The sequence below is a fragment of the Dactylosporangium sucinum genome, assembly GCF_014647515.1.
Lineage (GTDB): Bacteria > Actinomycetota > Actinomycetes > Mycobacteriales > Micromonosporaceae > Dactylosporangium > Dactylosporangium sucinum.
Genome location: NZ_BMPI01000011.1, coordinates 153,813 through 174,574, shown reverse-complemented (window position 1 = coordinate 174,574; position 20,762 = coordinate 153,813). Strand labels below are relative to the sequence as shown.

Sequence of the window (20,762 nt, the reverse complement as noted above, 5' to 3'; positions counted from 1 at the left end):
ATACTTCTACGCTACCTCGGGCCCGCCATCACGCCGCGGCTGCACACCGGCGGGCGGGTCTACACGGCGCGGGACGGTGACGAAATGTCGGGATATCGGTGGCGAAGCAGGGCACCCCACAAGGGGATCCGGCACAGACTGAGGTGAACGGAGGCTGGGAGGGCGGTGTGAGGTCGCTCTCAAGGCTGGCCGATCGGTCAGGTTCTGACCGATCGGTCAGGCATGATGAGCGCCGGGAGGTGACCGATGGCTCGGAGCAACACGCGCGACGAGATTCTGGCCGCGGCCGCGCGCCAGTTCGCCCGCGCCGGGTTCAAGGGCACCTCGCTGCACGACATCGCGGTCGAGGTGGGGTGCTCCAAGGCCGCGTTGCTGTATCACTTCGACAGCAAGGAAGCGATCCTCACCGAGATGTGCGCGCCGGCGATCGCCGAGCTGCGGGAGCTCGACGCGAAGCTCGCCGGCCTCGGACCGGACGCGGCGCGGGCGGCGGCCATCGAGGGGTTCGTCGACCTGGTCCTGGGTTACCGCAAGGAGATCCAGGTCATCTACGGCGACCTCCCGGGCCTGCTCCAGCAGCCGGAGTTCCAGGAGGTACACCTCATGACCCAGCGTCTGCAGGCATCGCTGACCGGGCCGTCCGGCTCCCCCGCATCGCACGTCGCGGCCAAGCTCGTGCTGGCCGGTGCCGCGGCCGTCGCGTTCGACTGCACCGACTACCCCGACGACGACCTGCGCGCGGCGCTCATCGCGGCGGCCGCGCGAGTCCTCGCCCCTGAAGACTAAGGACACGGACATGGCAACTGTGCTGTACCGGCTTGGCCGCGCCTCGTTCCGGCACCGCTGGCTCGTGCTCATCGTGTGGGTCGTCGTGCTCGGCGCGCTCGGCGGCGCGGCCGCCGCGTTCCGCGGGCCGACCTCGAGCGACTTCACGATGCCCGGCACCGAGTCGCAGCGGGCGATCGACGCGCTGAAGACGCAGTTCCCGGAGGCGAGCGGCGCGACCGGCACGATCGTCGTCAAGGTGCCCGACGGCCAGACCCTCGCGGCGAACAAGGACACGATCGACGCGCTCGTCCTCGAGGCCAACAAGCTGCCGGGCGTGGTCGGCGCGATGAGCCCGTTCCAGACGGGGGCCGTGTCGCAGGACCGGTATGCGCTGGTCACCGTGCAGTTCAAGGAGCGGGCCGACAAGGTCACCGACGAGCAGCGCGCGGCCTACGAGGCCAGCGGCGCGGCGGCGCAGCAGGCCGGCCTGCGCGTCGAGCACGGCGGCGAGGTCATGAACACCGAACCCGAGGTCGGCGGCAAGGAAGGCATCGGCGTGGCCATCGCGCTCGTCGTGCTGCTGGTGACGTTCGGCTCCCTGGTCGCGGCCGGCATGACGATGCTCAACGCGCTGCTCGGCGTCGGCGCCGGCATGGCCGCGCTCTTCGCGCTGTCGAGCACCATCACGCTGACCAGCACCGCGCCGGTGCTCGCCCTGATGCTCGGCCTCGCGGTCGGCATCGACTACTCGCTGTTCATCACCTCGCGGCACCGCCAGCACCTGGTCGAGGGCCTGGAGCCGCAGGAGGCGGCCGGGCGCGCGGTCGGCACCGCCGGCTCCGCGGTCGTGTTCGCCGGCGCCACGGTCGTCATCGCCCTGGCCGGCCTGGCCGTCGTGAACATCCCGTTCCTGACCGTCATGGGCCTGGCCGCGGCCGGCACGGTGGCGGTGGCCGTCCTCGTCGCGATCACCCTCCAGCCGGCCCTGCTCGCCTTCGCCGGCCGCCGGGTCCTGCCCCGCAAGCAGCGCAAGGTCGCCGAGGGCAGCGTCGCGCACCACACGCGGAACTTCGGCTTCCGGTGGGCGCGCGGCGTCACCCGGCTGCGCATCCCGGTGATCCTGGTCGGCGTCGTCGGCCTGGCCGCGCTGGCCATCCCGGCCGCCGACATGCGCATCGCGCTGCCGGGCGCGAGCGCCGGCGCGGTCGACTCGCCGGCCCGCAAGGCCGCCGACCTCGTCACCGAGGGCTTCGGCCCGGGCTTCAACGGCCGCCTGGCGATGGTCGTGTCGTCGGACTCGCCGGAGCAGACCGCGAAGGCCGCGCAGGACGCGATGGCCCGGCTGCAGGGCACCGAGAACCTGCTCGCGGTCACGCCGCCGAACTTCAGCCAGGACAAGAAGACGGCGCTGCTGGCGATCATCCCGAAGACCGGCCCGACCGACGCGGCGACCGAGGACCTCGTCCACGCCGTCCGCGCGAAGGTCCACGCCATCGACGGCGCCGACATCGCGCTGACCGGGCAGACCGCGGTCGGGATCGACGTGTCGGAGAAGCTGTCGGACGCGATGCCGGTGTACCTGCTGCTCGTCGTCGGCCTGTCGGTCCTGCTCCTGATGCTGGTGTTCCGCTCGATCCTGGTCCCGCTGAAGGCCGCGGCCGGCTTCCTGCTCACGGTGGGCGCGACCTTCGGCATCACGGTGGCGGTCTTCCAGGAGGGCCACCTGGCCTCGCTGGTCGGCCTGGACACTCCGGGCCCGCTGGTGAGCTTCCTGCCGATCCTGCTCATCGGCATCCTGTTCGGCCTGGCCATGGACTACGAGGTGTTCCTGGTCTCCCGGATGCGCGAGGACTACGTCCACGGCGCCTCGGCCCAGGAGGCCACGGTCAGCGGCATGGGCCACGGCGCCCGGGTGGTGACGGCCGCGGCCATCATCATGACGTCGGTCTTCGCCGGCTTCGTCCTGGTCGACGACCCGATCATCAAGTCGATGGGCTTCGCCCTGGCCGCGGGCGTCGCGATCGACGCCTTCATCGTCCGCATGACGATCGTCCCGGCGGTGGTCTCCCTGCTGGGCCGCGCCGCGTGGTGGCTGCCGGGCTGGCTGAACAGGCTCCTGCCCGACGTGGACATCGAGGGCGAGAAGCTGCGCCACCACCTGGCCACCGAGCCGGAGCGCGAGCCCGCCCGCGTCTGACGCCGGTAGCGCCGAGGAGCCGGCACTCTCGGGTGCCGGCTCCTCGGGAGCCGTCAGCGGCCGGCGGTCACCAGCTCGCGCTCCGCCGGGGCCGGGGCCTCGTGCGGCACCGACGGAAGCCAGCCCAGCCAGCGCGGCAGCCACCAGTTGCGCTCCCCCAGCAGGGCCATCACCGCCGGCAGCAGGACCGCGCGGATGATCGTCGCGTCCAGCAGCACCGACGCCGCCAGGCCCACGCCCAGCTGCTTCGTCGACGCGATCGGCAGCGTGGCGAACAGGGCGAACACCGCCACCATCACCGCCGCGGCGCTGGTGATCACGCCCGCCGTGCGGGTGATGCCCTCCGTCACGGCGCGGCGCGTGGGCAGGCCGCGGTCGTGGCCCTCGCGGATCCGGCTGACCACGAAGACGTGGTAGTCCATCGACAGGCCGAACAGGATCACGAAGAGGAACAGCGGCATCCAGTTCGTGATGCCGTCCGCGGCGCGGAAGTCCAGCAGGGACTCGAAGTGGCCGTACTGGAACACGTACACGAGCATGCCGTACGCCGCCGCCACCGACAGCAGGTTGAGGACCACGCCGGTCACCGCGACCACCACCGAGCGGAACGACACCAGCAGCAGGACGAAGGCCAGGCCGAGCACGAAGGAGAAGACGACCGGCATGCTGCGCGCGAGCTGGTCGTTGAAGTCCTTCGATCCAGCGGTACCGCCGGTGACCCCGACCCACGCGCCGGGGAGCTTGCCGAGGGTCGCCGGGGCGACCGTGCCGCGCAGGGCGGCGAGGGCCTCCTCGGAGGCGCGGTCGGAGCCGCTGCCCGACAGCCCGACGCGGACGACGGCGACGGTGCCGGCCGGGTTGACCTCGACCGTCACCGGCTCGTGGAGCTTGCCGGTGGCGAGGGCCTGCCTGGTGAAGTCGGCGACGGCCGCGTCGAACGCGGGGCCGGTGACGGACGGGGCGCGCACCACGACCTCGGCCGGGTCGCTGCCGCCCGGGAACGACGTCTGGATCGCGACGAACGCCTTCGTGATCGGCGCCGACGGGGACAGATCCTCGACGCCCTCGCCCTTGGTGCGCAGGTCGAGCGCCGGGAACGCGAGCAGGCCCAGGGCCGCGGTCGCGAGCAGGGCCGAGACCAGCGGGCGGCGCAGCACCAGCCGCAGGATCGCGCCCCAGACCCGGCCCTCGGCACGCGTGCGGTACAGGCCGGGGATGCGCACGAGGTCGACCCGGTCGCCGAGCGCCGAGAGCAGCGCCGGCAGGACGGTCAGCGAGCCCAGCACGGCGGTGGCGACGACGAGGATCGTGCCGACGGCGAAGCTCACGAAGGTGGTGTCGCGGGTGAAGAACATGCCGGCCATGGCGACGATGACGGTCAGGCCGGAGATCCACACCGAGCGGCCGGACGTCTGGGCGGCGACGACGAGCGCGCGGTGGCGGTCGGCGCCGGCGCGGCGCTCGTCGCGCTCGCGGCGGATGTAGAAGAGGCAGTAGTCGACGCCGACGGCGAGGCCGACGAGCAGCATGACGTGCATGGTGGTGTCGACGGTCGGCGCGAGGCGGCTGGCGAACGCGAGCAGCCCGACGGCGGCCACGACCGCGGTGACGGCGAGGACCACCGGCAGCAGCGCGGCCACGACCGCGCCGAACGCCACGAGCAGGATGCCGAGCGTCACCGGGATCGACAGCATGGAGAGCCGGTTGAGGCCCTCGTCGAGGTCGTCGCCGATGAGCTTGTCGGCGCTCGCGTCGCCGGCCTGCCCGATGTACAGCTGGGGATGCTGCCGCTGGACCGCGGCCACGGCGTCGAGAACCGGCCCGACCCGGTCCTTGGCCGTCTCGGGGTCCCCCGTGACGGTGAAGGTCAGCAGGACCGCCCGGCCGTCCTCGGACCGCAGCGGCTCGCCGACCGGCCCGGTCACCCCGGTCGCCCGCACGGCCGCGGTGACCTCGGCGGCCGCCGCCCGCGCACCGGGGTCGTCCACGACGGGCGACCGGACGACGACCATCTCGCCGGCCTCGCGGACCGGGAAGCCGGCGTCCGCGATGACCTTGTCGGCCCGGCCGGACTCGCCGTTGCCGAAGTCCCCGGCGCCGGCCTGGGTGGTCCCGAAGTGTCCACTGAGGACGGTGACCCCGACGACGAAGACGAGCCAGCCGACGATGGCGAGCGCCCGGTGGCGGGCGCTCCAGATCGCGAACCGGGCCGCGATCCCGCTCACGTGCTCCCTGGAATGCATGCTGCCGACGCTATGGACGCGCGGCGCCCGGAACGATCCCGCGAACCCGCCGGACGACGGTGGGGACAGCCCTACCACCCGGCTCAGGTCACCCGGATCTCCTCCAGGTCGGTGCTCGGGCGCAGGAACAGCAGGCCGATCGCGACGATCGCCAGGACGGCGCCGAGGGCGACGCCGGCGTCGCGGGCGAGCTCGGCCCACGGTACCGGGACGGCGAGGTGCAGCTCGGGCTCCTTCGTCACCTGCCAGACCGTGGGGTCGTCGAGCGGCGTGGCGTCGCACTGCTCCGCGGTGGTGAGGCAGGTGGTCATCCCGCCGCCGCCCGCGTGCACCTCGGAGGCGAGCGAGGCCATCAGCCCGGCGCCGACGGTGAGCGCGATGAGGACGGCCGGGATCGCCGGCACGAAGGCCTGCCACAGGATCGAGCGGGCCAGCACCGGGCGCGGGACGCCGGTGGCGACGAGGGCGGCGTACGCGCGGCGGCGGGTGAGGATGCCGTCGGCCAGCGCGACGAGCATGCCGAGCGCGGCGAGCACGACGCCGAGCAGGACCGCCAGGTCGATGAGCGCCACCGTGTTCAGGTAGAACGGGTCCAGCTGCGGGTCCTGGAGCGGGTCGAGCGTGCGCTGGTACTGCGCCCGGATCCGGTCCTCGGCCGCGAACCAGGACCTGGTCCAGGCCACGCCGCCGGCGAAGACGACGCAGACGAGCAGCACGGCGAGGGTGCGCGAGCCGCTCCACGGGTCGGCCATGAGGCGGCTGCCGGCGAGCAGCGGCGCCGGGCGGCGGGCGTAGCGGTGCAGGAGGCGGCCGGTGGTGTACGAGAGCCAGCCGGTGCCGAGCACGACGCCGAACGCGGCCATGAGCGCACCGCCGTAGACGAGGACCGGGGACCAGTCGGCGAGCCAGGTGATCCGGTGTTTGTCGGCGAGCTTCATGAGCGGGCCCAGGCCGGTGAACAGGGCGATGCCGACGCCGAGGACGAGGCCGGCCCAGATCGCCGGCGGGCGCTCGCGGCGGGCCTTGCGGACCACGCCGAGCGGGCTGACGGTCACCCGGCGCATGACGAGGGCGGCGGCCAGCGCGGCGACGACGGGGATGGCGGCGACGCCGGCGGCGATCAGCCAGACCGGCGGGAGCACGTCGGTGGGCAGCGCCAGCCGGCCCTGGGCGTCGGGCTCGTCCAGCAGGCGGTGGCCCACGAGGTACCCGGCGAGCCCGAAACCCGCCCCGATCAGCGCGGCGACGCCGGTCTCGGCGGCCGCCACCGTGACCGCCTGGCGCGGGGTGGCGCCGGCCAGGCGGATCGCCGCCAGCCGCCGGTCGCGCGCCGGCGCGCCGAGGCGGACGCACTGCCCGGCGAGCGCGAAGACCGGCACGGTCAGCAGGATGAAGGTGAGGATGACACCGGGGCGCAGGCCGGGCTCGCGCAGCAGGGCGCTGCGGTACTGCTGGGCCCACTGATCGGCGTCGACGTGCCCCGGCACCAGCGGGCCGATGGCCAGCACGTTGAGGGCGGCGAGCACCGACAGCGCGGCGAGGGCGGCGCTGAGCGCGGTCAGCGCCACCCGCACCGTGTCGACGCGGGTGCCGGCCAGCGCCAGCCGCATCGTGGTCAGCGGGCTCACCGGCCGTGCCTCCCGCCCGGGACGGCGATGCCGAGGCCGCTGTCGTCGAGGACGCCGTCGCGGAGCACGAGCTCGCGGTCGGCGTACCCGGCGACGCGCGCCTCGTGCGTGACCAGGACGACCGTGGTGCGGTGCTCCTGGGCGACCCGCACGAGCTGGCCGAGGACCTGCTCGCCGGAGACGGTGTCGAGGGCGCCGGTCGGCTCGTCGGCGAAGACCACGGCCGGCTCGGTGACCAGCGCCCGGGCCATCGCGACCCGCTGCTGCTGGCCGCCGGACATCTGGCCCGGGCGCTGGTCGGCCACGTCGGCGACGCCGGCGCGGTCCAGCCACGCCAGCGCCGCCGTCCGCGCGGCTCGCCGCCCCGTGCCGGCGAGCAGCAGCGGCAGCGCGACGTTCTCCGCCGCGGTCAGCTCGGCGACGAGCTGCCCGAACTGGAACAGCACGCCGAACTGGGTGCGCCGCAGCCGGGAGCGGGCGGCCTCGGAGAGCTGGTCGACGCGCTGGCCGCGGTAGGTGACCTCGCCCGCGTCCGGCCGGATGATCCCGGCGAGGCAGTGCAGCAGGGTCGACTTGCCGCAGCCGCTCGGCCCGGTGACGGCGAGGATCTCGCCCTCGGCGACCTCGAGCGTGACGCCGCGGACGGCAGGGGTCGGCCCGTACGAGCGGACCACCCCTCGCGCGGAAAGGATCATGACGGTTCCCCCGGGTGTGGCGTCGCGACGCGCTCGATCGTGGCGGCGAGCCAGGTCAGGTCGGCGTCGAGGTGGGTGATGGCGTAGTCGGCGGCGATGACGTCACCGACGGTGGCGCCGGGCTGGGACTTGGCCCGGGTGAGCTCGCGCAGCCGGTCGACGTGCGCCCGGCGCTGGGCGGCGAGGTAGGCGAGCGCCTGCTCGGGCCCGGCGGCCAGCAGGGCGACGACGACCTTGGCCAGCAGCGCGCTGGCCACGTGCGGGGCCGGCTCCTCGACGGCGGCGAGCCACCCGGCCAGCTTGCGCCGGCCGTCCTCGGTCAGGGCGAACGTGGTGCGGTCGGGGCCGCCCTCCCGCTCCTGGCCGGACTGGCTGACGAGGCCGTCCCGTTCGAGCCGGCCGAGGGTGGCGTAGACCTGGCCGAAGCCGAGCGGCTTGGCCCGCGGCAACGTCCGGTCGTAGGCGTGCTTGAGGTCGTAGCCGTGCCGCGGGCCGCCCGCGAGCAGGCCCAGCAGCACGAACGGCGCTGACATGGCGACCACTATTCACCGGATGAATAGCGGGCGTCAAGCGGTACCCCTCTGGACAACAACAGTTAACAAACCTAATAATGGCGGCCACCGTCCATGGAGGTCCGTCCATGAAACGCAACCGCATCCTGCTTGCCGCCGGCGCCGTGGTCTCCCTGGCCGCCGCCCTTCTCGTGACAACGAACGCCTACGCCGCGAACCTGCTGACCAACCCCGGGTTCGAGAGCGGCAACCTGAGCGGCTGGTCGTGCACCGGCAGCGGGTCCGGTGCGGTCACGACGCCGGTGCACTCCGGCTCGTACGCCCTCAACGGCAACGCCACCGCCTCCGACAACGCCAACTGCACGCAGACCGTGGCCGTGCAGCCGAACACCGCGTACACGCTCTCCGGGTGGGTGCGCGGCAGCTACGTGTACCTGGGCATCACCGGCGGCGCGTCGACCTGGACGACGGCGTCGGCGTACACCAAGCTCACCGTGCCGTTCACCACGACCGCCGGGCAGACGTCGGTGCAGGTCTTCGTGCACGGCTGGTACGGCACCGGCGCGTACAACGCCGACGACATCTCGCTCGACGGCCCGGGCGGCCAGCCCACGGCCTCCCCGACCACGGCCTCCCCGTCGCCCTCGCGGTCGGTCTCGCCGTCGCCGTCGCGGTCGCCGTCCACCTCGCCGTCGCCCTCCACCAGCCAGCCCCCGGTGACCGGGCTGCCCAAGCACGCGCTCATCGGGTACCTGCACGCCAGCTTCGCCAACGGCTCCGGCTACGTGCGCATGGCCGACGTCCCGGCCGCCTGGGACATCATCAACCTGGCGTTCGGCGAGCCGACCAGCGTCACCTCGGGCGACATCCGCTTCCGGCAGTGCCCGGTCGCCGAGTGCCCGAACGTCGAGTCGGAGGCCGAGTTCATCGCCGCCATCAAGGCCAAGCAGGCCCAGGGCAAGAAGGTGCTCATCTCGATCGGCGGCCAGAACGGCCAGGTCCAGCTCACCACCACCGCCGCTCGCGACGCGTTCGTGTCCTCGGTCTCGGCGATCATCGACAAGTACGGCCTGGACGGGCTCGACATCGACTTCGAGGGGCACTCGCTGTACCTCAACGCGGGCGACAGCGACTTCCGCAACCCGACGACCCCGGTGATCGTGAACCTGATCTCGGCCCTGAAGACGCTGAAGACCCGCTACGGCACCAAGTTCGTGCTCACGATGGCGCCGGAGACGTTCTTCGTGCAGCTCGGCTACCAGTTCTACGGCGGCACGTCCGCCGGGGACAACCGCGCCGGCTCCTACCTGCCGGTCATCCACGCGCTGCGCGACTCGCTCACCGTCCTGCACGTCCAGGACTACAACTCCGGCCCGATCTGGGGGCTCGACAACCAGTACCACACCATGGGCGGCGCCGACTTCCACATCGCGATGACCGACATGCTCAAGGCCGGCTTCCCGGTCGCGAACACCGGCCAGACGTTCCCCGGCCTGCGGGCGGACCAGATCGCGTTCGGCGTGCCGGCCGCGGTCAGCGCCGGCAACGGCTACGTCGCCCCGGCGGTCGTCCAGGCGGCGGTCAACTGCCTGGTGAAGGGCACCGGCTGCGGCTCCTACACGCTGCGCGGCGGCACGACGCCCGCCTTCCGGGGCCTGATGACCTGGTCGATCAACTGGGACCGGTACTACGGCTGGGAGTTCATGAACGCCCACGAGCCGTTCCTCAACGCGTTGCCGTAGTTTCGTTCAGGTGAGCGCACTCGACATCGTCAAGACCTGGCCCGTGAACACCGCAGCGGTCGCGGTCGTGGACGCCGGCGGCGTCCGCGACCGCACCGGGCCGGACGTGGCGCTGCCGTGGGCGTCGGTCACCAAGCTCCTGACCGCGGTGACGGTCCTGGTCGCCGTCGACCGCGGCGACGTGACGCTGGACGAGCCCGCCGGCCCGGCGGGCTCGACGGTCCGCCACCTGCTCGCCCACACCTCGGGCGTGGCGTTCGACGAGGACCGGCAGCTCGCCGCCCCGGGACGCAAGCGGGTGTACTCCAACCGCGGCTTCGAGCTGCTGGCGGACTTCGTGCTGACCCGCACGGGCGGCACGTTCGCCGAGCTGATGACCGAGTCGGTCCTGCGCCCGCTCGGCATGGGCGCCACCCGCCTGGCGGGCTCCCCCGCCGCGGGCGCGGTGGGCCCGGTGTCGGACCTGGCCCTGCTGGCCCAGGAACTGCTGGAGCCGACCCTGGCCCAGGACCTGATGCCGGAGGCGACGCGGGTGCAGTTCCCGGGCGTGTCGGGCGTCCTGCCGGGCTTCGGCCGCCAGGACCCGAACGACTGGGGCCTGGGCTTCGAGCTGCGCGACGGCAAGACGCCGCACTGGACCGGCTCCCGCAACTCCCCCGGGACGTTCGGCCACTTCGGGAAGACGGGCACGTTCCTGTGGGTGGACCCGCGGGCGGGCCTGGCCCTGGCCTGCCTGACCGACCGGGACTTCGGCGAGTGGGCGGCCGAGGCCTGGCCCGCGCTGTCCGACGCGGTGCTGGACGAGCATCACCCCAGCGCGGGGTAGGTCTCCTCGAAGCGGTCGCGCTCGCGGTACGACCGCTGCCAGAGACCCGCCAGGAACTCCGGGTCGACCGTCGGGATGCCCGCCGCGGCCCCGTCGGCCAGGAACATGCGGTGGCCCTCGCTGCCGGCGATCATCGCGGCGACGTTGAGCGTGCCGACGTAGACGCCCTCGGCGGCCACCTCGGCGTGCAGCGCGGCGAGCCAGTTGCGGGTCGCCGCCATCGCCGGGCCGAAGCCGCTCAGGAACGGGCGGGGGTGGACCGCCGTCACGCCCTGCGTGACCAGGATCGCGCCGTCGCGGCGGCCGGTCATGCCCGGCAGGACCTGGTGGACGAGGGCGATGAGGGTGTGGGTGTACAGGTCGAGGTAGCCCCGCAGCCGCTGCGGGTCGAGCTCCCGGGCCGCCGTGAACCGTTCCGTCGGCGCCGGGCCGTAGTGCACCACACCGATCTCGCCGAGCCGCGCCGCGATCGCGCCGGCGAGCGCCGGGACGCCGTCGGGGTCGGCCAGGTCGGCCGGGAAGGCGGTCGCGTCGATCCCCTCGGCGCGCAGGGCGGCGGCGCGCTCCTCCAGCGGCCCGGCGCTGCGGGCGACGAGCGCGACCCGGTGCCCGTCGCGCCCGAACGCCCGCGCGACGGACACGCCGAGCCCGGTGCCGGCGCCGAACACGGCCATGACCTTGGACATGCGATACTCCTCGGGAAAAGTTGATGCTCTCATCAAGTTCCGCGGACGAGCGTAGCAACAAAGTTGAGGCATCTGTCAAGTTAGGGAGGTCCGGGCGGGGTGGCACTGCGGCGGGACGCGCAACGCAACCTGGAGCGGCTGACCGCGGCCGCGGTGGAGGTCTTCCACGAGCGCGGCCTGGACGCGCCGCTGGAGGAGATCGCCCGGCGGGCCGGCGTGAGCCCCGGCACCCTCTACAACCGGTTCGCCGGCCGCGACGCCCTCATCGACGCGGTCATGCCCGGGCTGATCGCGGCCCGCCTGGCGGCCGCCCGGTCGGAGGCGCTGGCCTGCGCGGACCCGTGGGACGGCTTCGTGGTCTACGTGACGCGGATGTGCGAGCTGCAGGCGAGCGACCCGGCGCTGGACGACGCGATGTCGCGCCGCTTCCCGGACGCCGCCGAGCTGACCGCACTCTGCGACGCCCAGCTGGACTTCGTCCGCGAGATCATCGCCCGGGCGCACACGGCCGGCGTCCTGCGCGCCGACTTCGCGGTCGAGGACCTGCCGCTGCTGATGTGGTCGACGTCGACGGTTGTGCGGGCCACGGCCGCGGTGGCCCCGGACACGTGGCGCCGCGCCCTGGCCCTGCTCCTGGACGGCCTGCGCCCCGCCGCCGCCCGTCCGCTTCCGGTCCCGCCGCTGACCGAGCCCCAGCTCCACGAGGCGATGACGTCGCTCGCCCTGCGGTCTCGCTGAGCGACCGTGTCGGCCGGTCGGGGCACCGGCGCGACGAGCGTCCGACAGGGCCGAGGAAATCCTGTCGGGCGTTCGGGGCATTGTCGTCACGGTGTCGTGACTTTGCCGCAACGCCGACCCGGCGAACCCGATCCGCGTGCTCAACCTGTCCTACGGCACCGGCGGCATGTCGGCGTCGGCCGTCGACCCGCTGATGTACGCCGTCGAGCAGGCCTGGCTGGCCGGGATCGTGGTCGTCGTGGCCGCCGGCAACGACGGCGGCGGCACCGCCTCGCTCACCAACCCCGCGACGGACCCCTTCGTCGTCGCGGTCGGCGCGTCCACCACGAACAACACCGTCTCCACGAGCGACGACGACCTGGCGAGCTACACCAACACCTCGACCGCCGCACGCAAGGTCGACTGCGGCGACCAGGACAACCAGCGCTGGGTCCCGCCGTACGCCTCGCGCACCTGGGCCGCCGCGACCTGGGCCGGCACCCCGTGGACGGGCACCGGCTCGTGGAGCGACCCGCAGTGGGCCGAGCGGTACTGGACGGGCCACTACTGGAGCGGTCACTACTGGAGCGGCCACTACTGGTCGGCCGACGACTGGTCGACCACCGGCTGGTCCTGACCGTGGTTGCGGCGGGGCGCCCGGGGCGCCCCGCCGTCGTCACCAGGCCCAGGCCTCGGGGCCCGGGCCGCCCTTGCCGATCGGCGGGAACAGCTCGTCCAGGCGGGTCAGGGTCTCGTCGTCCAGCCCGGTGCCGAGGGCCCGCAGCGCCAGGTCGAGCTGGTCCGGGGTGCGCGGGCCGATGATCGGGGCGGTCACGCCGGGGCGGGACAGCAGCCAGGCCAGGGCCACCGTGGTCGGCTCCAGGCCCAGGCCGGCGCAGAGCCGCTCGTAGCGCTCCAGGACCGCGCGGTGCTCCTGCACGCGGGGCGCGGCGTGGGTCGTGGTGCGGCCCGGTGCGGCCTCGCGCTCCTTGCGCAGGGCGCCGGAGAGCAGGCCCTGGGCGAGCGGGGACCAGGGCAGCAGGCCGATGCCGAGCTCGATCGCCGCCGGGACGACCTCGAGCTCGACGTGGCGGGTGAGGAGGCTGTACTTCAGCTGCTCCGACACGAGGCCCAGGCGGCCCCGGCGGTCGGCCGCGGCCTGCGCCGCCGCCAGGTGCCATCCCGCGAAGTTGGAGCTTCCGCAGTACACCACCTTGCCCTGCTGCACCAGGACGTCGAACGCCTGCCAGATCTCCTCCCAGGGCGTGCTGCGGTCGACGTGGTGCATCTGGTAGAGGTCGATCCGGTCGGTGCGCAGCCGGCGCAGCGAGGCCTCGCACGCCATGACGATGTGGCGCGCGGAGAGGCCGCGGTCCGTCGGCCGGTCGCTCATGGGCTGGTAGACCTTGGTTGCCAGGACGACCTCGTCGCGGCGGCCCGTGCGGGCGAACCAGCTGCCGATGTACTGCTCGCTGGTGCCCTCGTAGTCGCGGGCGCCGTACATGTCGGCGGTGTCGACGAAGTTGATCCCCTCGTCGAGGGCGCGGTCGAGGACGGCGTGGCTGTCGGCCTCGCCGAGCTGCCAGCCGAAGTTCATCGTGCCGAGGCAGAGGCGGCTCACGGCCAGCCCGGTGCGGCCGAGGGTGGTGTACTCCATGCGCCGGACCGTAGGCGCGGTCCGCGGACGGCGGCGAACCGTTCGACGCTGCTCGAACGGCTCGCCGTTCCACGCTGCTCGAACGGCTCGCCGTTCCACGCTGCTCGAACGGCTCACCGTTCCACGCTGCTCGAACGGCTCACCGCCGTTCCACGCTGCTCGAACGGCTCACCGCCGTTCGACGCTGCTCGAGCGCGAGCCGCCCGCCGGGACCGGCGAGAATGGATCCGTGAAACGGCTCGAACTCACCGCCGCCGACCTGCTCGGCGTGCGGTTCGCGCACTCCCCGATGGCGGAGGTGGTGACGAGCACGTTCGGGCTGCGGGGCACGGCGTGGCCGTTCGCCGCGTGGCGCGAACGCGTGGCCGCCGACGTGGCGCGGGCCGGGCTCGGCACCTTCTGGGCGGTCCTGGACCCGCCGACCGGTGTGGTGCCCGACTTCCTGACGCCGGTGCCGTCGGCGCCGCGCCCCCGGCTGTCCGAGGAGCTCCGCCGGATCGCGGCGACGCCGCTCGCCCGCGTGGAGGCCGAGCTCGCGGCGGCGGGCGTACCGTCGGCGGACCCGGCCGGCGTGCTCGACTCGCTGGTCCGGGAGATCGAGCGGTACCATCGGATCGCGGTCGCCCCGGTCTGGCCCCGGCTGCGGTCGGCCGCGGAGGCGGAGATCGCCGCGCGGGCGCAGCTGACGGCCGCGCACGGCCCGCGGTCACTGCTCGACGGCCTCCACCCGCGCCTGCGGTGGGACCCCGACGCGCTGCGCCTCGACTATCTCAAGGACGGCGACCACCCGCCGTGGTCCCTCGACGGGCACGCCCTGGCGCTGCTCCCGTCGGGCTTCGCCGGCCCGCACGCGTGGGTCATGGAGTCCGGCGCGGGCCGGGCGCTGTGGTATCCGCCGGCGGCCTACGGCGCGCTGTGGGCCGCCCCGTTCCCGCCCCCGGCGGCGCTGGCCGCCGTGCTGGGCGCGACGCGGGCGGCGGTGCTGTCGCTGCTGGCCGCCCCGTCGAGCACGGGCGACGTGGCGGCGGCCCTGAGCCTGGCCCCGGCCACGGCGTCCCACCACCTGACCGCGCTGCGCGACGCCGGCCTGGTCGTGGCCGCCCGGTCGGGCCGCCGCCTGCTGTACCGCCGCACCGACCTCGGCGACCGCCTCCACGACCTCGGTTAGCGCGGTCTCGGCCGGCCCACTCGGCCCCGCCCGGCCCCGCCCGGCTGTTCGGTCGGTGGCGGCGGGTGCTGCGCTAGCTTCGTCGCGCTCCCCCAGAGATGTTGGTCGATCCACCATCGCTTTTCGAGATCAACTTGAGGGTGTATCGACCAGCATCTAAGCGTTGAGCCGGCTCGTCGACCCGCCCGGCCGCATCCCGCCCGGTCTCGCCGGGATACTTCCGACTGCCCGACCCCTGGGGGTTGCGGTTGTTCTGGGCAACGACTGGGGGCCTTGCCCATGATCGATGGCGACTTCTGGTCGCCATGACAGCCAGAAGTCTCCTTCGATCATGAGCCGCTGCGGCGGCTTACGTCCGGGCGTCAGCCAGGAACGTCGGCCGGGTTGCCGGTTGCCGGGCGAAGGGATGTGTCGCCGGGAGCGGAGCTTCGGCGTTGCCGGCCACGGCGGGGAGCGCGGCGGCGGCTCACTCGCCGAGGGCGGGCAGCAGCTTGGCGGTGATCTCGCGGAGGCGGTCGACGTCGTCCTGCGTGAGGTGGTCGAAGACCAGGCGGCGCACCTCGGCCACGTGGCCCGGGGCGGCCGCCTCCAGCGCCGTCATGCCCTCGCCCGTCAGCTCGGCGACCTGGCCGCGGCGGTCGGTGACGCAGGCGCTGCGGCGCACCCACCCGCGCTGCTCCAGGCTGGCCACGGCGTGGGACAGGCGGCTCGTCGTGGTGCCCACGACCCGGGCCAGGTCGGTCATCCGCATCGACCGGCCGGGGCTGTCGCTGAGCATGGCCAGGATCTGGTAGTACGCGTGCGGGATGCCCGTGTCGTCGCGCAGCTGCCGGTCGAGGGCGGCCGGCAGCTGGATGAGCACCTGGGTGAGGTTCAGCCAGGTGCGCAGCTCGGGGCCGCTGAGCCAGCGCGGTTCGTCCGTCACGGGACCATCATCAGCCTGCGAGCGGGAGTTCGAGGGTGTGCCGGGTGCGGTCGCGCTTCGAGGTGAGGTACCGCACGTTCGCCCGCGACAGGTGCACGCCCGTCGCCACCTGCTCCACGATGCCGATGCCGAGCGCGTCGAGCTGCAGCGCCTTGTCGGGGTTGTTGCTCAGCAGCCGGATCCGGTCGACGCCGAGCGCCTCGAGCATCTGCGCGGCGGCGGTGTAGTCGCGCTCGTCCTCACCCCGGCCGAGGGCGACGTTGGCCTCGTACGTGTCGAGCCCGGCGTCCTGCAGCGCGTAGGCGTCGAGCTTCGCGTAGAGCCCGATGCCGCGCCCCTCCTGGCGCAGGTACAGCAGCAGCCCGCCCGCGGTGGCGATCCGCTCCACGGCCTCCCGCAGCTGCGGCCCGCAGTCGCACCGCTCGCTGCCGAAGACGTCGCCGGTCAGGCACTCGCTGTGCGGCCGGACGAGCGCCCTGCCCTCAGCCGCCGCGGCCCGCCAGTCCCCGAGCCCGAGCGCGAGGTGCTCCTTGCCGTCGGCGAGCCCGGTGAAGGTGAACACCTCGGCGGTCGCCGAGTACCCGTCCGCGAACCGCACCGGCACGCTGACCCGCGTCCGAACCTCGGCCATGACCCGCCCCCCAGTTGTTGCAGTTTCACGGACCAGCATCGCGCGCGGATCTTGAAACTTCAACAAACCGCCGCATGACCTGACTCACACGGGGCCCGGCGCAACGAACGGCCGGCGGCACCCTCGACGACTAGGGTGAGACGCATGGCGGAGCAGGTGGATGTCGTGGTCGTCGGGCTCGGCGTCGGCGGCGAGGAGGTCGCCGGGAAGCTGGCCGAGGCGGGCCTGCGGGTGGTCGGGATCGAGGGGCGGCTCGTCGGCGGCGAGTGTCCGTACTACGGCTGCGTGCCGAGCAAGATGATCATCCGGGCCGCGAACGCGCTCACCGAGGGGCGGCGGATTCCGCTGCTCGCCGGGAGCAGCAGCGGCACGCCCGACTGGGGGCCCGTCGCCAAGCGGATCCGCGACGAGGCCACCGACGACTGGGATGACACGGTCGCCGTCGAGCGGTTCACCGGGAAGGGCGGGATCTTCGTCCGCGGGTGGGCCACCGTCACCGGGCCGCGCACGGTCGCGGTCGACGGGCGTGAGTTCACCGCCGGCCGGGCGCTCGTCATCGGGACCGGGACCGAGCCGGCCATCCCGCCGATCGACGGCCTGGACGGTACTCCACTGTGGACCAACCGCGAGGCGCTGCGCACCGAGACGCTGCCGGAGTCGCTCGCCGTGCTCGGCGGGGGTGCCATCGGGCTGGAGCTCGCGCAGGCGTTCGCCCGGTTCGGGGTGCGCGTCACCGTCGTCGAGGCGCTCGACCGCCTCCTCGCCGTCGAGGAGCCCGAGTCGTCGAAGCTCGCCCGGGAAGCCCTCGAACGCGACGGGGTCACCGTCCACACCGGGGCGAAGGTCGACCGCGTCGACCACGACGGGACGGGTTTCACGCTGCACGGGCCCGGCGTCACCGCCGAGCGGCTCCTCGTCGCCACCGGGCGCAGGGCCAACGTGCTCACGGGGCTCGGGTTCGACGGGCAGCGGTTCATCACCGTCGACGAGCGCATGCGGGCCGGCGACGGGGTGTGGGCCGTCGGCGACGTCACGGGGCACGGGGCGTTCACGCACATGGCGATGTACCAGGCCGGGATCGCCGTCCGCGACATCCTCGGCCAGGACGGGCCGCCGGCCGACTACCGGGCCACGCCGCGGGTCACCTTCCTCGACCCGGAGATCGGCGCGGTCGGCCTGACCGAGGCCGAGGCCCGGGAGCGCCGGCTCGACGTGCGGACCGGGATCACGCAGGTGCCGTCGACCGCCCGCGGCTGGATCCACAAGGCCGGCAATGAGGGCTTCATCAAGCTCGTCGCCGCCGGCGGCGTGCTCGTGGGCGCCACGTCGGCCGGGCCGGTCGGCGGCGAGGTCCTGTCCGCCCTGGCCGTGGCCGTGCACGCGGCGGTCCCCCTGGACCGGCTCCGCAGCATGATCTACGCCTACCCGACGTTCCACCGCGGCATCGAGGACGCGCTACGCGCGCTCGAGTAACGACAGCGCCCGGCGCAGCAGGTCGCCCAGGTCGGCCGGCGGGTCGGACCACAGCCAGCGCCGCATCGCCACCCCGCAGGCCGCCGCCACCGCGCCGCCCAGGACCTCGGGCAGCAGGTCGTCCGGCTGCGCGCCGCCGAGGCGCTCGCGGATCGCCGCCGCCAGGGCGTCCTGGGTGGCGGCCTGCGCGCGCAGGTACTCCCCCTGCATCGCCGGCGTCGTGACCACCAGCCGCAGCCCGGCGATCCAGACCCGGTCCGGCACGTCCGCCGGCACGCCGCCGGAGCCGAGCTCGCTCAGCACCGCCTCGCGCAGCGCGGTCCACAGCGGCTCGCCGGGCGGCCGGGCCCGCAGGGCGTCGCCGATGCGCTCCGAGCGGTGCACGGCCAGGGCGCAGATCGCCTCGGCCTTGCCGCCGAAGTAGTTGTTGAAGGTGCGGGGCGACACGCCCACCTCGGCCGCGATGTCCTCGACGAGCACGCGGTCGTAGCCGCGCTCGACGGCCAGGCGCAGGGCGGTCAGCGCGAGGGCCTGGCGCGTGGCCTGCTTCTTGCGCTCGCGGAGCCCCATGATGTCCAGCCTACAAACACTGCGTGACACGCAAAATGTTCAGGTTGACACGCCGGGCGCCGATCGAACCGGGGTGAGGTGGCGGCGCGACCGGCTGTGGATCGCCCAGCTGGCCCTGGGCGGCGGCTCGACCGTGCTCTACGCGCTCGGCGTGGTGCCGGCCCTGGCCTTCGCCGTGGTCGGCGGCGCCTGCGTCACGGCCTGGGCGTTCGGCCCGCGCCTGCACAACGTCCACCCGCGGCGGCCGTGGCGGCTGCTCACCGCGGCCGGGATCTGCTTCCTGACCGGGATCATCGTGCGCGGGGTGCTCGTCGGGCAGCCGCCGCCGCTGGCCCAGCTCGGCGACCTGTTCACGGTGCTCGGGTTCGCCGGGCTGATCGCCGGGATCCTGGCGTTCCTCACCCGCTGGGGCATGGACCGGCACGCGCTGCTCGACGGGCTCATCGTGTGCATCGGCAGCGTCGTCGCCTCGCTGCTGCTGTTCGTGCAGCCGGCCCTGGCGATCCCCGGCCGGCCGGTCGTCGTCACCGTGCTCGCCGGGCTGTACCCGCTGCTGGACACCGTCACCGTGCTGCTCGTGGCGAACCTGGCGTTCACGACCGCGGTCCGGCAGCCGGCGTTCCTGCTCATCGGCGCGATGATGGCGCTGATCTTCGTGGGCGACGTCGGGTACGCGATCATCGGCCGGCACGGGGACGTGGTCGGCACGCCGCTGATGGACCTGCCGTTCCTGCTGGCGTTCACGTTCGGCGGGGCGGCGGCGCTGCACCCGACGGCGAAGGTGCTCAGCCAGGCCACCCCGCTGCCGATCCAGGCCTGGTCGGCGCGGCGCATGCTCGTGATCGGCCCGGCGGTGGCGGTACCGTTCCTGCTCACCGTCCTGCTCGCGCACGAGTCGCGGGCGTCCCGGCTGATCCTGGGGGCCGGCGGGGCGGCCATCGTGGCGCTGCTGCTGGTGCGGGCCTCCGACGCGGTGCAGCAGCACGCGGCGGCGCAGCGGCGCTTCGAGCACCAGGCCACCCACGACCCGCTCACCGGCCTGCCGAACCGCCGGATGCTGGCCATCATGGTCGAGCGGCTGCTGACCGAGCCCGGCGACCACGACGTCTGGATGTTCTACCTCGACCTCGACGGCTTCAAGCTGGTCAACGACTCCTGGGGCCACCACGCCGGCGACCGCCTCATCGTCGACGTCGGCGCGCGGCTGCGCCACGCCCTGCCCCAGACCGCCACCGTCGCCCGGGTCGGCGGGGACGAGTTCGTGGTCGTGCAGCGCTGCACCGAGCCGGAGGCGATGGCCGACGCCCGCCGGATCATGGAGTGCATCGAGCGGCCGCTGGTCATCGTCACCGCCGAGGGCGTCACCGCCGACGTCGTCGTCGGCGCCTCGATGGGCATCGTGCGGGCGGACCACCAGGACCGGGCGGAGTCCCTCATGCGGGACGCGGACACGGCGATGTACCGCGCGAAGGAGGCCGGCCGCAACCGCTGGACAGTCTTCGACGCGTCCATGCGCGACGCCGTGCGCGAGCGCCTGGAGATCGAGGTCGCGCTGCGCGCCGCGGTCGCCCAGGAGCAGCTCAGCATCGCGTACCAGCCGATCGTCGAGCTTCCCGGCGGCCGACCGGCCGGCGCCGAGGCCCTGGTCCGCTGGGAGCACCCGGTGCGCGGCTGGCTCGGCCCGAACATGTTCATCGCCGTCGCCGAGGACTCCAACCTGATCTCCGCGCTGGGCGCCTGGGTGCTGCGCGAGTCGGTGCGGCAGCTGGCCCGCTGGCGGGCCGGCGGGGTCGTGGACGAGGACTTCTGGCTCTCGGTGAACGTGTCGCCGCGGCAGCTCGGCGACGCCGCGTTCGCCGAGCGGCTCGCCGCCACCCTGCGGCAGGCCGGGGTACCACCGGCCAGCCTGGTGCTGGAGATCACCGAGTCGGTCATGATCGAGGGCAGCGACCTCGCCGAACGGGTGCTGGTCGACCTGCGCGCGCTCGGCGTGCGGATCTCCGTCGACGACTTCGGCACGGGGTTCTCGGCCCTCGGGTACCTGCGGCGCCACCCGGTCACCGGGGTCAAGATCGACCGGTCGTTCGTCAGCGGCCTGGGCGCGAGCGCCGAGGACGAGGAGATCGTCCGGGCGGTGGTGGCGATGAGCAGCGCCCTGCACCTGTCGGTCGTCGCCGAGGGCGTCGAGACCGAGGCCCAGCGGGACGTGCTCGTGTCGCTCGGCGTGCCGCTGGCCCAGGGCTGGCTGTGGGGCAGGGCGGTACCCGCCGAGCGGTTCGAACGGGACAGGGTGGGCGAACGGGTCCCCGCTCGGTCAGACTGAT

The 20,762-nt window shown here is 73.8% G+C and carries 18 protein-coding genes; 9 read left to right on the top strand and 9 right to left on the bottom strand.

Annotated elements, in window-relative coordinates; all coding sequences use genetic code 11:
* The first annotated feature begins 246 nt into the window (after positions 1-246).
* Both IEZ31_RS13940 and IEZ31_RS13935 read left to right on the top strand, forming a co-directional pair.
* Entirely contained in the window at positions 247-786 is a 540-nt protein-coding gene (locus IEZ31_RS13940) for a TetR/AcrR family transcriptional regulator (protein WP_190250228.1), read from the top strand.
* A 10-nt stretch (positions 787-796) separates the two neighbouring features.
* Positions 797-2,965 carry an MMPL family transporter gene (locus IEZ31_RS13935; RefSeq protein WP_190250227.1) on the top strand — a complete coding sequence of 723 codons (2,169 nt, stop codon included), beginning with the start codon at positions 797-799 and terminating at the stop codon, positions 2,963-2,965.
* A 53-nt stretch (positions 2,966-3,018) separates the two neighbouring features.
* Here the strand turns inward: IEZ31_RS13935 and IEZ31_RS13930 are convergent, their stop codons facing one another.
* From IEZ31_RS13930 to IEZ31_RS13915, 4 genes are all read right to left on the bottom strand, one after another.
* Entirely contained in the window at positions 3,019-5,208 is a 2,190-nt protein-coding gene (locus IEZ31_RS13930; protein WP_190250226.1) for an MMPL family transporter, read from the bottom strand.
* An 83-nt stretch (positions 5,209-5,291) separates the two neighbouring features.
* A complete protein-coding gene (locus tag IEZ31_RS13925; protein WP_229834943.1) occupies positions 5,292-6,836 on the bottom strand; it encodes an FtsX-like permease family protein in 1,545 nt (514 codons plus the stop codon).
* Positions 6,833-7,531 carry an ABC transporter ATP-binding protein gene (locus IEZ31_RS13920; RefSeq protein WP_190250225.1) on the bottom strand — a complete coding sequence of 233 codons (699 nt, stop codon included), beginning with the start codon at positions 7,529-7,531 and terminating at the stop codon, positions 6,833-6,835. The genes IEZ31_RS13925 and IEZ31_RS13920 overlap by 4 nt, the downstream gene beginning before the upstream one ends.
* Positions 7,528-8,064, bottom strand: a complete 537-nt coding sequence (locus IEZ31_RS13915; protein WP_190250224.1) for a PadR family transcriptional regulator — start codon at positions 8,062-8,064, stop codon at positions 7,528-7,530. Before IEZ31_RS13915 ends, IEZ31_RS13920 begins: the two co-directional genes overlap by 4 nt.
* A gap of 107 nt (positions 8,065-8,171) precedes the next feature.
* Between IEZ31_RS13915 and IEZ31_RS13910 the strand changes: the two genes are divergently transcribed.
* Together IEZ31_RS13910 and IEZ31_RS13905 are read left to right on the top strand one after the other, a co-directional pair.
* On the top strand, positions 8,172-9,785 hold the full coding sequence (locus tag IEZ31_RS13910) for a chitinase (RefSeq protein WP_190250223.1): 1,614 nt from the start codon (positions 8,172-8,174) through the stop codon (positions 9,783-9,785).
* A 10-nt stretch (positions 9,786-9,795) separates the two neighbouring features.
* Positions 9,796-10,611, top strand: a complete 816-nt coding sequence (locus IEZ31_RS13905; protein WP_190250222.1) for a serine hydrolase domain-containing protein — start codon at positions 9,796-9,798, stop codon at positions 10,609-10,611.
* Here IEZ31_RS13905 and IEZ31_RS13900 read toward each other — a convergent pair.
* Complete coding sequence (locus IEZ31_RS13900; protein ID WP_190250221.1) at positions 10,593-11,297, bottom strand: SDR family NAD(P)-dependent oxidoreductase; 705 nt, start codon at positions 11,295-11,297, stop codon at positions 10,593-10,595. The genes IEZ31_RS13905 and IEZ31_RS13900 overlap by 19 nt on opposite strands.
* 99 nt (positions 11,298-11,396) lie before the next feature.
* On the opposite strand from IEZ31_RS13900, the gene IEZ31_RS13895 reads away from it, so the two are divergent.
* Both IEZ31_RS13895 and IEZ31_RS13890 read left to right on the top strand, forming a co-directional pair.
* A complete protein-coding gene (locus IEZ31_RS13895) occupies positions 11,397-12,035 on the top strand; it encodes a TetR/AcrR family transcriptional regulator (protein ID WP_229834941.1) in 639 nt (212 codons plus the stop codon).
* A 136-nt stretch (positions 12,036-12,171) separates the two neighbouring features.
* On the top strand, positions 12,172-12,651 hold the full coding sequence (locus IEZ31_RS13890) for a S8/S53 family peptidase (RefSeq protein ID WP_190250220.1): 480 nt from the start codon (positions 12,172-12,174) through the stop codon (positions 12,649-12,651).
* Positions 12,652-12,690: 39 nt separating this feature from the next.
* Here IEZ31_RS13890 and IEZ31_RS13885 read toward each other — a convergent pair whose 3' ends face one another.
* Positions 12,691-13,671, bottom strand: coding sequence for an aldo/keto reductase (locus IEZ31_RS13885; RefSeq protein ID WP_190250219.1), 981 nt, complete (start codon positions 13,669-13,671; stop codon positions 12,691-12,693).
* 229 nt (positions 13,672-13,900) lie between these two features.
* On the opposite strand from IEZ31_RS13885, the gene IEZ31_RS13880 reads away from it, so the two are divergent.
* A complete protein-coding gene (locus IEZ31_RS13880; protein ID WP_190250218.1) occupies positions 13,901-14,839 on the top strand; it encodes an ArsR/SmtB family transcription factor in 939 nt (312 codons plus the stop codon).
* Positions 14,840-15,305: 466 nt separating this feature from the next.
* Here IEZ31_RS13880 and IEZ31_RS13875 read toward each other — a convergent pair whose 3' ends face one another.
* The gene (locus tag IEZ31_RS13875; protein ID WP_190250217.1) at positions 15,306-15,764 is read right to left on the bottom strand and encodes a MarR family winged helix-turn-helix transcriptional regulator; all 459 of its coding nucleotides are present in this window, start codon (positions 15,762-15,764) and stop codon (positions 15,306-15,308) included.
* A 10-nt stretch (positions 15,765-15,774) separates the two neighbouring features.
* Positions 15,775-16,395, bottom strand: a complete 621-nt coding sequence (locus tag IEZ31_RS13870; RefSeq protein WP_190250216.1) for a GTP cyclohydrolase II — start codon at positions 16,393-16,395, stop codon at positions 15,775-15,777.
* A 144-nt stretch (positions 16,396-16,539) separates the two neighbouring features.
* On the opposite strand from IEZ31_RS13870, the gene IEZ31_RS13865 reads away from it, so the two are divergent.
* The gene (locus tag IEZ31_RS13865) at positions 16,540-17,868 is read left to right on the top strand and encodes a dihydrolipoyl dehydrogenase family protein (RefSeq protein ID WP_190250215.1); all 1,329 of its coding nucleotides are present in this window, start codon (positions 16,540-16,542) and stop codon (positions 17,866-17,868) included.
* On the opposite strand, the gene IEZ31_RS13860 is transcribed toward IEZ31_RS13865, so the two are convergent.
* Entirely contained in the window at positions 17,851-18,438 is a 588-nt protein-coding gene (locus IEZ31_RS13860; protein WP_190250214.1) for a TetR/AcrR family transcriptional regulator, read from the bottom strand. The two genes, IEZ31_RS13865 and IEZ31_RS13860, sit on opposite strands and share 18 nt — an antisense overlap.
* 73 nt (positions 18,439-18,511) lie before the next feature.
* On the opposite strand from IEZ31_RS13860, the gene IEZ31_RS13855 reads away from it, so the two are divergent.
* Complete coding sequence (locus IEZ31_RS13855) at positions 18,512-20,761, top strand: putative bifunctional diguanylate cyclase/phosphodiesterase (RefSeq protein ID WP_190250213.1); 2,250 nt, start codon at positions 18,512-18,514, stop codon at positions 20,759-20,761.
* The last annotated feature ends 1 nt before the right edge of the window (position 20,762 follow it).

Coding starts and splice junctions, on each gene's coding strand:
- IEZ31_RS13940 (WP_190250228.1), top strand. CDS start 247: ATGGCTCGGAGCAACACGCGCGACGAGATTCTGGCCGCGGCCGCGCGC.
- IEZ31_RS13935 (WP_190250227.1), top strand. CDS start 797: ATGGCAACTGTGCTGTACCGGCTTGGCCGCGCCTCGTTCCGGCACCGC.
- IEZ31_RS13930 (WP_190250226.1), bottom strand. CDS start 5,208: ATGCATTCCAGGGAGCACGTGAGCGGGATCGCGGCCCGGTTCGCGATC.
- IEZ31_RS13920 (WP_190250225.1), bottom strand. CDS start 7,531: ATGATCCTTTCCGCGCGAGGGGTGGTCCGCTCGTACGGGCCGACCCCT.
- IEZ31_RS13915 (WP_190250224.1), bottom strand. CDS start 8,064: ATGTCAGCGCCGTTCGTGCTGCTGGGCCTGCTCGCGGGCGGCCCGCGG.
- IEZ31_RS13910 (WP_190250223.1), top strand. CDS start 8,172: ATGAAACGCAACCGCATCCTGCTTGCCGCCGGCGCCGTGGTCTCCCTG.
- IEZ31_RS13900 (WP_190250221.1), bottom strand. CDS start 11,297: ATGTCCAAGGTCATGGCCGTGTTCGGCGCCGGCACCGGGCTCGGCGTG.
- IEZ31_RS13885 (WP_190250219.1), bottom strand. CDS start 13,671: ATGGAGTACACCACCCTCGGCCGCACCGGGCTGGCCGTGAGCCGCCTC.
- IEZ31_RS13870 (WP_190250216.1), bottom strand. CDS start 16,395: ATGGCCGAGGTTCGGACGCGGGTCAGCGTGCCGGTGCGGTTCGCGGAC.
- IEZ31_RS13865 (WP_190250215.1), top strand. CDS start 16,540: ATGGCGGAGCAGGTGGATGTCGTGGTCGTCGGGCTCGGCGTCGGCGGC.
- IEZ31_RS13860 (WP_190250214.1), bottom strand. CDS start 18,438: ATGGGGCTCCGCGAGCGCAAGAAGCAGGCCACGCGCCAGGCCCTCGCG.